8 protein-coding genes are annotated in these 12,109 nt (G+C 73.2%); 5 read left to right on the forward strand and 3 right to left on the reverse strand.

Annotation, left to right across the window (positions count from 1 at the left end):
• Positions 1 to 97 precede the first annotated feature (97 nt).
• A complete protein-coding gene (locus LLG88_15765; GenBank protein ID MCE5248366.1) occupies positions 98 to 3,361 on the forward strand; it encodes a PDZ domain-containing protein in 3,264 nt (1,087 codons plus the stop codon).
• Between the two features lie 73 nt (positions 3,362 to 3,434).
• On the opposite strand, the gene LLG88_15770 is transcribed toward LLG88_15765, so the two are convergent.
• The 3 genes from LLG88_15770 to LLG88_15780 are packed head-to-tail and all read right to left on the reverse strand — an operon-like array spanning position 3,435 to position 6,493.
• Positions 3,435 to 4,922 (reverse strand): MCE family protein, encoded by a 1,488-nt coding sequence (locus LLG88_15770; protein MCE5248367.1) that lies wholly within the window; start codon positions 4,920 to 4,922, stop codon positions 3,435 to 3,437.
• The gene (locus LLG88_15775) at positions 4,919 to 5,713 is read right to left on the reverse strand and encodes an ATP-binding cassette domain-containing protein (protein MCE5248368.1); all 795 of its coding nucleotides are present in this window, start codon (positions 5,711 to 5,713) and stop codon (positions 4,919 to 4,921) included. The genes LLG88_15770 and LLG88_15775 overlap by 4 nt, the downstream gene beginning before the upstream one ends.
• Positions 5,714 to 5,722: 9 nt before the next feature.
• Positions 5,723 to 6,493, reverse strand: a complete 771-nt coding sequence (locus LLG88_15780; protein ID MCE5248369.1) for an ABC transporter permease — start codon at positions 6,491 to 6,493, stop codon at positions 5,723 to 5,725.
• A gap of 141 nt (positions 6,494 to 6,634) precedes the next feature.
• Here LLG88_15780 and LLG88_15785 point away from each other — a divergent pair, with 141 nt between their 5' ends.
• The 4 genes from LLG88_15785 to LLG88_15800 form a co-directional block, all read left to right on the forward strand.
• Entirely contained in the window at positions 6,635 to 8,329 is a 1,695-nt protein-coding gene (locus LLG88_15785) for a DUF2207 domain-containing protein (GenBank protein MCE5248370.1), read from the forward strand.
• Between the two features lie 49 nt (positions 8,330 to 8,378).
• Positions 8,379 to 8,591, forward strand: a complete 213-nt coding sequence (locus LLG88_15790; GenBank protein ID MCE5248371.1) for a heavy-metal-associated domain-containing protein — start codon at positions 8,379 to 8,381, stop codon at positions 8,589 to 8,591.
• A gap of 7 nt (positions 8,592 to 8,598) precedes the next feature.
• Positions 8,599 to 11,175 (forward strand): heavy metal translocating P-type ATPase, encoded by a 2,577-nt coding sequence (locus LLG88_15795; protein MCE5248372.1) that lies wholly within the window; start codon positions 8,599 to 8,601, stop codon positions 11,173 to 11,175.
• A 145-nt stretch (positions 11,176 to 11,320) separates the two neighbouring features.
• On the forward strand, positions 11,321 to 12,109 hold a 789-nt coding region (locus LLG88_15800), incomplete at its 3' end, for a glycosyltransferase family 2 protein (GenBank protein ID MCE5248373.1).

The following is a 12,109-nucleotide window of genomic DNA, read 5'->3' on the forward strand; positions in this document are numbered from 1 at the left end:
CGAAACGCGGGATCCCGCGGGAATCGCGTCGGGCGATTGGGGGTACTCTTCGGGGAGCGCGCGGCGTCGCCGCGCGGCGCCTTCGAGGAGACAACCCGTGCACCGAACGACGCGGTTCCTGTTGTCCGTTCTCGCCTTCGCGTCCGCCGCCGCCTTGCCGGCCGCCGCGGACGGCCCGTCCCCCGAGGGACGGCTGCTGCGGTTCCCGGACATCCACGGCGACGTCGTCGTCTTCGTCCACGGCGGCGACATCTGGCGCGCCCCCGCGGCGGGGGGCGAGGCGCGCCGCCTGACCTCCCATCCCGGCCAGGAGCTCTTCCCGAAGATCTCCCCCGACGGCAAGTGGATCGCCTACAGCGCCGAGTACACCGGCACGAGGCAGGTCTACGTCATGCCGATCGAAGGAGGCGAGCCGCGCCAACTGACCTTCCGCAACGACGTCGGGCCGATGCCGCCGCGCGGCGGATACGACGACTGGATCCTCGGCTGGACGCACGACGGCAAGATCCTCGTCCGGATGAACCGCACCCCGTGGGGGGAGCGGATGGGACGGTACTTCCTCGTCGATCCCAAGGGCGGCCTCGAGACGCCGCTGGCGCCGCAGCACGGCGGCGGCGCCTCCCTCTCGCCCGACGGCGCGAAGCTGGCCTTCACCCCGATCGACCGCGAGTTCCGCACCTGGAAGCGGACGCGGGGCGGGCGGGCGCAGGACATCTGGATCTACGACTTCAAGGCCCGCCGCTCGGAACGGATCACCGACTACCCCGGCTCCGACAACTTCCCGATGTGGGCCGGCGACACGATCTACTTCGCCTCCGACCGCTCGCGGACGATCAACCTCTTCGCCTACGACCTCAAGACGAAGGCCGTCCGGCAGCTGACCCGCTTCGACGAGTACGACGTCCTCTGGCCGAGCCTCGGTCCGGGTTCGATCGTCTTCATGAACGGCGGCTGGCTCTACAAGTTCGACCTCGCCTCGGAGAAGACGGAGAAGATCGACGTGCGGCTCGGCGCCGAGGCGCCGCTGGAGACGCCGCGCTTCGTCGCCGTCGCCAAGAACATCGCCGCCGCGTCGCTCTCGCCGAGCGGCGCGCGCGTCGTCTTCGAGGCGCGCGGCGACCTGTTCAGCGTGCCGGCGAAGGACGGCGCGACGCGCAACCTCACCGGCACGCAGGGCGTGCGGGAACGCGACCCGGCCTGGTCCCCCGACGGCAAGTCGATCGCCTACGTCTCCGACGCGAGCGGCGAGGCGGAGATCTACGTCCGGCCGCAGGACGGCTCGGCCCCGGCGCGGCGCCTGACGAGCGACGGCGCGCCGTGGAAGTTCGCGCCGGTCTGGAGCCCCGACGGCAAGAAGATCGCCTACGGCGACAAGGCCCGGCGCCTGCGCGTGCTCGACGTCGCTTCCGGCGCGGTCGTGGACGTCGACCGCGGCGACCAGGACGACCTCGACGAGTACCGCTGGTCCCCCGACGGCCGCTGGCTGCTCTACGCCAAGAACCACCCGAACGGCCTGCCCGGCTTCGCCGTCTGGCCGGCGGCGGGCGGCAAGAGCGCGACGCTCGGCGACGGGGCGACGGCCGACTTCAACCCCGTCTGGAGCGCCGACGGAAAGTACCTCTTCTTCCTCTCCAACCGCGACTTTCACCGCGCGCAGAGCTCGTTCGAGTTCGACTTCGTCTACGACCGCGCGACGCGCGTCTTCGCCGCGGCGCTCGATCCGGCCGCGCCGCCGCTCTTCCCGCCGAAGAGCGACGAGGAGCGCGGCCCGGCGGAGGCGAAGAAGGACGACGCGGCGAAGAACGGCGGCGCGGAGAAGGAGGCGCCGGCGCCGGAGACGAAGGTCGTCGCCGACGGCTTCGCGGCGCGCGTCGTCGCGCTGCCCGGCGTCGCCGCCGGGGACTACGGCCCGCTCGCCGCCGCGTCCGGCGCCGTCTTCTACGTGCGGCGCGGCGAGAACGGCGGCGCGCTCTACCGCTACGACCTCAAGGAGCGCAAGGAAGAGAAGGTCCTCGACGGCGCGTCGAACTTCCAGCTCTCCGCCGACGGCAAGAAGCTGCTCTACCGCAGCGGCCAGAGCTTCGGCGTCGCCGACGCGCGGGCCGGGCTGCGCCCGGACGAGGGCCGGCTCGACCTCTCCGGCCTGCGGATGAAGCTCGACCCGCGCGCCGAGCAGCGGCAGATCTTCGACGAAGCGTGGCGCGTCTTCCGCGATTGGTTCTACGACCCGGCGATGCACGGCGCCGACTGGCGGAAGGTGAAGGAACGCTACGCGGCGCTGCTGCCGTTCGTCGACCACCGCGCGGAGCTCGACTGGCTGATGGGGGAGATGGTCGGCGAACTCGAGGCCGGCCACACCTACATCTCGGAAGGGGACCGGCCGGAGACGCCGCGCGTCGAAGGCGGCCTGCTCGGCTGCGACCTCGCGCCGGATCTTTCCGGCCGCTTCCGCGTGGCGCGCGTGCTGCAGGGCGAGAACTGGGACGAGGCGTACCGCTCGCCGCTCACCGAGGCCGGCTCGGAGGTGCGGGAAGGGGAGTACCTGCTGGCGATCGACGGCGTCGAACTGACGACGCGGGACAATCCGTTCCGGCCGCTCGAAGGGAAGGCCGGCCAGCTCGTCGCGCTGACGGTCGGCCCGAAGCCGGGCTTCGAAGGCTCGCGCAAGGTCGTGGTGCGCACGATCGCCGACGAAGGGGAGCTGCGGTACATCGACTGGGTCAAGAACCGCGCGGCGCTCGTGGACAGGCTCTCCGGCGGCAAGGTGGGGTACATCCACCTGCCGGACACCGCGGAAGCGGGGAACCGGATGCTGCAGAAGCTCTTCTATCCGCAGACGCGCAAGCCGGCGCTGATCGTGGACGACCGCTACAACGGCGGCGGGTTCATCCCGGTGCGGATCGTGGAGTACCTCTCGCGGCGCACGATCGCCTACTGGGCGCGCCGCGACGTCGAGAGCATGCGCTCGCCGGCGTTCGCCCACGACGGGCCGAAGGCGATGCTGATCAACGGCTACTCGTCGTCGGGCGGGGACGCGCTGCCGTACTGGTTCAAGACGCTGAAGCTCGGACCGCTGGTCGGGACCCGCACCTGGGGCGGCCTGATCGGCCTTTCCGGCACGCCGCGCTTCGTGGACGGCGGCGCGGCGGAGGTCCCGGCGTTCCGAATCTACGACGCGACGGGGAAGTGGGTGGTGGAGAACGAAGGCGTGTCGCCGGACGTCGAGGTGTTCGACCTGCCGGAGAACTTCGACGAGACGCACGACGCGTCGATCGAGAAGGCGGTCGAGCTGCTGCTCAAGGAGCTGGCTTCCCGTCCCGCCCCCGAGCCGCCGCGCCCCTCTCCGCCCCGGCATCAATAAATACGCCCGTACGGGCGGCCGGCGCGGTCGAATCTTGAGCCGGGACGCGGTGGTCGGGGCGCGCCAGCCTCCCCTACCGGGCGCCCACCGAGGCGGCCGTGCCGAGCAGGTACTTGAGGTCCTCGTCGCGCCAGGTGATGCCGCCGCCGATCAGGTAGGAGCGACGATCCTTGTAGAGCGGATCGTCGTACCCCGCGAAGGCGTAGAGGTTCTTCGTCACCATGAAGCGGGTCTCGAACCGCAGGTGCGGCGTCCGCTTGTCGTCCTTGTCCTTGCGGCTGAAGTTGAACGCGTCGAGCGACATCCCGACCTTGTCCTTGTACAGCGACTGGTCCACCCCGACGCCCCCCTCCGACTCGAACAGCCCGGCGCGCACGACCGTCGTCGGCTGCAGCTTGTACCCGAACTGGGCGTTGAAGGTGAAGTCGTTCGTCGTCTTGCTCGTCCGCTGCGTGTAGGTGATCGGCGGCTGGCCGTTGTCGGAGTAGACGACCGTCTCGTCGGTCGTGCGGTCCTTGCCGAACGGCGCGCTGACGAACCCGAGGCGGACGAAGCGGCGGTCGTTGAGCCAGAGGTTCGCGTTGAGCGTCGAGCGCGAGTCGCTGATCTCCGGCAGCGACTCGGCGCGCAGGTCGAGGTCGAGCTGCCAGCGCGCGGGCCGCGCGACCGTGTCCCGCAGCATGTTGACGCCCCCCTCGACCGACTTCAGCGTCGCGTTGAGGTTGTCCACCGTCGTCGAGTCGTTGACCAGCTTGCCGATCGAGCCCTCGCCGCGGTCGATCTTGCCGGTGATCGCGTTCAGGTTGTCGGCCGTCGTCTTCAGCTTCGCCGAGAGATCGCGGACGTTGGCCATCGTGCCGGAGATGTTCGTGCGGTTCTCGGCCACCACGGCGTCGAGGTTGTCGGCCAGCCCGTTGAGCTTCTCCGCCAGCCGCGGCAGCTCCGTCTTGAGCGTCTGCGAGAAGTCGCGGAAGTTCGCCAGCGTGGCGTGGACGTCGGCGCGGTTCTCCTCGGCGACGGCCTTGAGCGAGGCGGTCAGGTCGCGGATGTTGTCCACGATCTCCTGCATCCGCCGCGTCCCCTCGTCCCCGCCGAGCGTCTTGCGCAGCGACTCGGTCACCGACTTGATGTCCGAGCCGACGTCGCTCGCCGTGCCGAGGACCTTGTCGAAGCCGACCGGGTTCGAGCCGACGAGCAGCGGGTTGTCGGGCAGCAGCGGGGCGTTCGCCGGGCCGGGGTCGAGCTCGACGTACTGCTCGCCGAGCAGCCCGAGGCTGCGCACCGCCGCCTTCGCGCCTTCGTGCAGCTTGACGCTCGGGTCGAGGTCGAGCGTCACCACGGCGCGGTTCCCGTCGAGCGCCACGCCGGAGACGATGCCGACGCGCACGCCGGCGATCCGCACCGGGCTCTTCGCGTCGAGCCCGGCGACCGAGGCGAACTCGGCCCGCGCCTCGCTGCGCTTGCCGCCGCCGAGCGGGATCCGCTCGATGCGCAGGATCAGGAAGCCGATGATGACCAGGGCGGCCAGCATGAAGGCGCCCAACTTGGCGGTGGAACTCATCGATCCTCCTCCTCGAGCGGCTCGCCGGCGAGGAACTTCTGGATGTACGGGTCGGGGAGCCGGCGGAACTCCTCGGGCGGGGCGGCGGCGAGGATCTTCCCGTCGCGCAGCATGGCGATCCGCGTCGCGATGCGGAAGACGGAGCGCACGTCGTGGGTGATCGTGACCACCGTCACCGGCAGGCGTTCGCGCATCAGCTGGATGTCGAGGTCGATCACGGCGCTGGTGATCGGGTCGAGCCCGGTGTTCGGCTCGTCGAAGAGCAGGATCTCCGGCTGGGCGGCGATCGCCCGGGCGAAGCCGACGCGGCGCCGCATGCCGCCGGAGAGCTGGTTCGTGGCCTTCGACTCGACGCCCTGCGGGAGCTGCACGATGTCGAGGCACTCCCGCACGCGGGCCCGGATCTCCGGCTCCTTCATCTTCGTGTGGCGGCGCAGCGGGAAGGCGACGTTCTCGAAGACGTCGAGCGAGTCGAAGAGCGCCCCTTCCTGGAAGGCCATGCCGAACAGCCGCCGCGCGTCGCGCCACTCCCGCTCGCCGGCGCCGCTCATGTCGCGGCCGTCGATCTCCACCGTGCCGTCGTCGGGGCGCAGCAGGCCGATGACGTGCTTGAGCAGCACGCTCTTGCCGCCGCCCGACGCGCCGAGGATCGCCACCGACTCCCCGCGGAAGACCTCGAGGTCCACGCCGCGCAGCACCGGCCGGCCGTCGAACGACTTGCGCAGGCCGCGCACGGCGATCCGCGGCGGCTCGCCGCCGGCCCGAAGCGCGTTGGTTTCCGTCGTCGCCATCGCCGCGCCTCAGAACAGGATCTTCGTGAGGAAGAAGTCGGAGAGCAGGATCACCAGCGAGCTCATCACCACGGCGGAGGTCGTCGCGCGGCCGACCCCTTCGGCGCCGCCGCCGGCGTAGTACCCCTTGGTGCAGCCGGTCGTGCCGATGATCAGCCCGAAGACCGCGGCCTTGATCAGCCCCGAGGAGACGTCGTTGACCTCGAGGTACTGGAAGGTGCGGTCCCAGTAGACGATCGGGTTCGCGCCCATCAGCTTCACGGCGACGAAGTAGCCGCCGCCGATCCCGAGCAGGTCGGCGAAGGAGACGAGGAACGGCAGCATCAGCGTGCAGGCCATCACCCGCGGCACGACGAGGTACTGCACCGGCTGCGTCGCCATCGCCGTCAGCGCGTCGATCTGCTCGGTCACGCGCATGCTGCCGAGCTCGGCGGCGAGCGAGGAGCCGATGCGGCCGGCGATCATCAGCGCGGTCAGCACCGGCGCCAGCTCGCGCGTCAGCGAAAGGGAGACGACCGAGCCGACGTAGCCCTCGGCGTTGAAGCGGGCGAAGCCGGTGAAGGTCTGGAGCGCCAGCACCGCGCCGGTGAAGGCGGCGGTCAGGCCGACGACGGGGAGCGAGTCGACGCCGACCCGCACCATCTGCCGCACCCACTGCTTCGGGTCGAACGGCGGCCTCACGGCCCAGTAGAGCGCCCGCCCGAGGATCGACCAGAAGCGGCCGATTTCCTCGAACGTGTCTTGGGTCGCCTGCCCGAACCTTTCGAGTAGAGCGCGCAAAGAGGCCATCCTCGTCGCCGCGCGCATGCGGCGCAGCGACATCATAGCCGACGACGGACGGCCGCGCGCGGCCTCCGGACGGCGCCGCGGGACCGCCCGCGCGGATGCGATAATGAGGTGTCGTTTCAAACAGGAGGCGTCATGCGCATCATTTTGTCGGCGGCGGCCGCGGCGGCGCTCGCGCTGACCGCGGGCAACCTCGCGGCGGAGGCGAAGACCTACCGCGCCGCGTCGTACGAGGTCGCCTACGCCGCGGCGGCCGACGGGACGGTGCGGGTCGAGGAGTCGATCCGTTTCGAGTTCGCCGGGGGGCCGTTCACCTACGTCTTCCGCGAGCTGCCGACGGCGCCGTGCGACGGCATCGAGTTCGTCGGCGCGACGCTCGACGGCCGGCCGCTCCCCGCGGGGGACGACGAAGGGGCGTACGAGCTGCGCGACCGGCGCGGGCGGCAGCGGATCACGGTCCGCTTCCCCGCGACGTCCGACGCTTCGCGCACCGTCGGCATGACCTACGTCCTGCACGGCGCCGCGGCGCCGGGCAGGGGCGGCGACCTGTTCCGCTGGCCCGCGCTCCCCGACGAGTACGGCTACGGCATCGACCGCGCGGTCGTGCGCGTCGCGGGGCCGACGGGCGTGCGCGCCCTCGGCGCGGAGATCGTCGAAGGGGAAGGCAAGGCGACGATCGCCGACGACGGCGCGGCGCGCTTCGAGGCGACGGGGCTCGAACCGAACGCGCCGCTCGTCGTGGAAGTGCGCTTCCCGGCGCGCGCGATCATGCCCGCGCCGCCGGCGTGGTTCGCGCGGGAAGAGGCGGGGAACCGCACGGCGCCGTACTGGATCGTCGGCTCGGCGGCGCTCTTCGCGGTCCTCTTCCTGCTCTGGCGGCCGTCGTTCGTCGCGCTGCGCGGCGAGAAGGTCGGGAGCTGCGGACCGGTGGAGGCGCCGCCGGCGGCCCTGCCCGCGGCCGAAGCCGCCTATCTCCGCTACGGCGGGCAGGCGATGACCTGGCAGCTCGCCGGGGCGACGCTGCTCGATCTCGCGCGGCGCGGCGCGATCGCCGTGCGCGAGCGTCCGGCCTCCCGCTGGACGGGGAAGTCGTTCGACTTGGAGCTGGTCGCGCGCCCCGCGGACTTGGCGCCGCACGAGACGGCGCTGCTCGACGCGGCGTTCGGCGCCGACGCGCCGCTCGGCTCGCGCGCCGACAAGGCCGCGCTCGCCGCGCGGGCGACGGCCGGCCTCGCCGCCTACGGCACGGCGCTCGACGCCGACGTGGAGCGCGCGGGGTTCGTCGATCCGGCGCGTCGCCTGCTGCGGCGGCGCGCGCTCGTCCGCACCGGCGCGGCCTGGGCCGCGCTGACGGCGGTCGGCGGCGTCGTCCTCGCCCTCGGCGTCGAGTCCTACGGCGGGTGGGCGGCGCTGCCGCTCCTCGCGGCGCTCCTCTGGGGCGTCGTCGCCTTCCTCGCGCTGCTGGCGCGCGGCACGCTCTCCGACGAGGGACGGCGGCAGGAGGCGCTCTGGTCGGCCTTCGCGCGGCACATGGGGGCGATCGCGCGGGGCAAGGTCTCGTTCGAACGCGCCGACCTCTTCGAGGCGTGGCTGCCCTACGCCGCGGCGTTCGGCCTGACGAACCAGTGGAGCCGCTTCTTCGCCAAGCGGCCCGGCTTCGCCGCGCCGGCGTGGTTCGGCGCGCTCGCCGACGCCGGGCAGGACGCCGCGGCGACCTTCACCACGTTCGTCGCCATCTTCGTCTCCACCGGCGGCTTCGGCGGCGGCGGCGGGGTCGGCGGCGGCGGCGCGGCGGGCGGCGCGGGGGGCGGCGCCTCGGGCGCGGGTTGATCCGCGGCGCTTTGCGCGTATACCGATGGTCCTTGCGGAGGGACGCGCGATGGAGAAGAAGGTCGTTTCGGTTCCCAAGATCAGCTGCGGCCACTGCACGGCGACGATCGAGCGCGAGCTCGGAGCGCTCGCCGGCGTAACCAAAGTCCGGGCCGACGCATCCCTCAAGACCGTCGAGGTGGAGTGGGACGAGGCGCGCGTCTCGTGGGACGCGCTGCGCGCGCTGCTCGTCGAGATCGACTTCCCGCCGGCGGAGAACTGAGGGCGCGATGAGCGACGGCGCCGCCGCGGCGCGGCGGGAGCTGTTCCTGCCGATCACCGGCATGCACTGCGCCAACTGCTCCGCCGCGGTGGAGCGGGCGCTGCGCAAGCTGGACGGCGTCGCCTCGGCGGAGGTCAGCTTCGCCGCCGAGCGGGCGCGGATCGTCTTCGACCCGGGGCGGCTCGACGAGCGGCGGGCGGTCGCGGCGGTCGAGGCCGCGGGCTACGGCGTGCCGCTGGCGCGGGCGGAGTTCGCGGTCACCGGGATGCACTGCGCCAACTGCGCCGCCGCGGTGGAGCGGGCGCTGGCGAAGCGGAGCCCCGGCGTCGTCGAGGCGAACGTCAACTTGGCCGCGGAACGGGCGACCGCGCTCTACGTGCCGGGGGCGACGACGCGCGCGCGGCTCGTCGAGGCGATCCGCCGCGCCGGCTACGACGTCGTCGAAGCGGCCGAGGAGGACGCCGACGAGGCGGAGCGCGCGGCGCGCGAGGCGGCCTGGCGGCGCGAGCGGCGGGTCTTCTTCTTCGGCCTGGCCTTCGCCGCGCCGCTCTTCGCGCTCTCGATGGCCCGCGACTTGGCGCTGTTCGGCGCGTGGGCGCACGCTCCGTGGGTCGATTGGCTGTTCCTCGCGCTCGCGCTGCCGGTGCAGGTCGTCGTCGGGCGCGACTTCTACCGCGGGGCGTTCGCCTCGCTGCGCAACGGCGCCGCGAACATGGACGTCCTCGTCGCGCTCGGTTCGACGACGGCGTTCGTCTACAGCGCCGCGGTCCTCGCGCTGCGCGCCTTCGGCGCCGCGCCGGAGCACGGCCACGTCTACTTCGAAACCGCGGCGGCGATCCTCGCGCTGATCAAGCTGGGCAAGCTGCTCGAGGCGCGCGCGAAGGGGAAGGCGGGGGCGGCGATCCGCGCGCTCGTCGGCCTCGCGGCCAAGACGGCGCGCGTGCGGCGGGACGGCGTCGAACGCGACGTTCCGGCGGAGGAAGTGCTGGCCGGGGAGATCGTCGTCGTGCGCCCCGGCGAGAAGATCCCGGTGGACGGCGTCGTCGTCGCCGGACGCTCCGCGGTGGACGAGAGCCTCGTCACCGGGGAGAGCGCGCCGGTGGACAAGGGGCCGGGGGACGTCGTGATCGGCGCGACGCTCAACGCGCAGGGGGCGTTGGAGATCGAGGCGACGCGCGTCGGCGCGGCGGCGGCGCTGCAGCAGATCGTGCGGCTGGTGCGGCAGGCGCAGGGCAGCAAGGCGCCGGTGCAGCGGCTCGCCGACCGCGTCGCGGCGGTCTTCGTGCCGGCGATCGTCGCCGTCGCGCTGGCCACGCTGGCGCTGTGGTGGGCGTTCGGCGGCGGCGGCTTCGCGCCGGCGATGATCCGGATGGTCGCGGTGCTCGTCGTGGCCTGTCCCTGCGCGCTCGGCCTCGCCACGCCGACGGCGATCATGGTCGGCTCGGGGCGCGGCGCGGGCCTGGGGATCCTCTTCCGCTCGGCCGAGGCGTTGGAGCGGGCGCGGGACGTGCGCGTCGTCGCCTTCGACAAGACCGGCACGCTGACGCGCGGCCGCCCGGAGTTGGTCGCGGCGTTCGCGGCGCCGGAGACAGAAGGGCGGCCCGCGGAAGGCGACGGCGCGCGTCTCTCCGCCGAGGACGCCGCGCGGAACGGCGCGCCGACTCGCCGCGGCGCGCATCTCTCCGCCGAGGACGAGGTCGTGCGGCTCGCCGCCGCGGCGGAGCGGAAGAGCGAGCACCCGCTCGCCGCGGCCGTCGTCCGCGCGGCGGAGGCGCGCGGCCTCGCCTTGCCGCCGGCGGAGCGGTTCGCGGCGCTCGCGGGAATGGGCGTCGAGGCGTCGGTCGAGGGGCGCGCGCTGCTCGTCGGCGCGCCGCGGCTGCTCGCCGAACGCGGCGTGTCCTTGGGTCCGCTCGCGGCCGAGGCCGCGGCGCAGGAGGAACTCGGCCGCACCGTCGTCGCCGTCGCCGCCGACGGCCGCGCGCTCGGGCTGCTCGCCGTCGCCGACCAACTGCGCCCCGAGGCGCGCGCGGCGGTGGAGGGGCTGCGCGCCGCGGGGGTCGCCACGCTGCTGATCACCGGCGACAACAAGCGGGCCGCGGCGGCGATCGCGCGCGAGGCGGGGATCGAGCGGGTTCTGGCGGAGGTCCGCCCCGCCGACAAGGCGGCGGAGATCGAGCGGCTGCGCGGCGAAGGACGCGGCCTCGTGGCGATGGTCGGCGACGGCGTCAACGACGCGCCGGCGCTCGCCGCCGCCGACGTCGGGATCGCGGTCGGGGCCGGCGCGGACGTGGCGCTCGAGGCGGCCGACGTCACGCTCGTCGGGAACGACCTCCGCTCCGCGGCGCAGGCGCTGGCCCTGTCTCGGGCCACGCTGCGGATCGTGCGGCAGAACCTCTTCTGGGCCTTCTTCTACAACGTGGCGCTGATTCCGCTGGCCGCCGGCGCGTTCCACGCGCTGACGGAGCTGCCGCCGTGGATCCGCGACCTGCATCCCGCGTTGGCCGCGCTGGCGATGGCCTTCTCCAGCGTGACCGTGGTCGGCAACAGCCTCCGCCTCCGCTCCATCCCCCTCGACACCCCGTAGGGGAGGCTGGCGCGCCCCGACGAAGGTCGGAACAACGGCGCCGCCGCCGCGCCTGCCTCCCGATCCGCGCCAAGCGCACCCTTGCCTTTCTCTCCCGACGCCGGACCTCGCGCACTCCGTCGCCCTTGCTGCACAATGGCGCCCGATGAGCGCCGCAACCCCCAACCCGCGCCCCACCGTCACGCTGGCCGTGATCGCGCGCGACCACTCCGACTTCGTCGAGCGGGCGGTGGCGAGCGCCTTCGCGCAGACGCGTCCGCCGCACGAGCTGCTGCTGGTGGACGACGGTTCGACGGACGGCACGCGCGAGCTTCTGGCCGCCCGCGCCGAACACGCGCGCTTCCTGCCGCTGGAGCGCGGCGGCCCCGCGGCGGCCTACAACGCCGCGACCGCGGCGGCGACCGGGGAGTGGATCGCGTTCCTCGAAGGCGACGACTGGCTCGAGCCGGACTACCTGGAGGCGGTCTTCGCCTTCGTCGCCGAACATCCCGACGCGGCGTGGGTCGGCGTCGGCCGTCGCGCGGTGGACGAGGACGACCGGCCGCGGCGCGCGTCGCTCGACAAGCGGACCCGCGGCGAGCTGTTCACGACGCGCGGCTTCCTGAAGCGCGACATGGGCCGCGGCGGGGCGCCGGTGGCTCGGCGCGCCGAACTGCTCGTGGTCGGCCCGTGGCGCGCGCCGAGCTTCGACGTCGAGACCGACATGGCGCTGCGCTTCTCGCTGCGCTTCCCGATGTACTTCCTCGACCGGCCGCTCTACGTCGAGCGGCGTCCGCGGAACGGCGAGCGGAGCCGCCTCGCCAACGCGCTGGAAACGGTGCGCCACCTCGAGAACCTCGCGGACCTCTCGCCGGAGTGGGTGGCCGCCAATCGCCGGACGTATCAGTGGGCGCTGGCGAAGAGCTGCGGCCGGGTCGGCGTCGCGCTGCGCGCC

The organism is bacterium, from assembly GCA_021372775.1.
Classification (GTDB): domain Bacteria; phylum Acidobacteriota; class Polarisedimenticolia; order J045; family J045; genus JAJFTU01.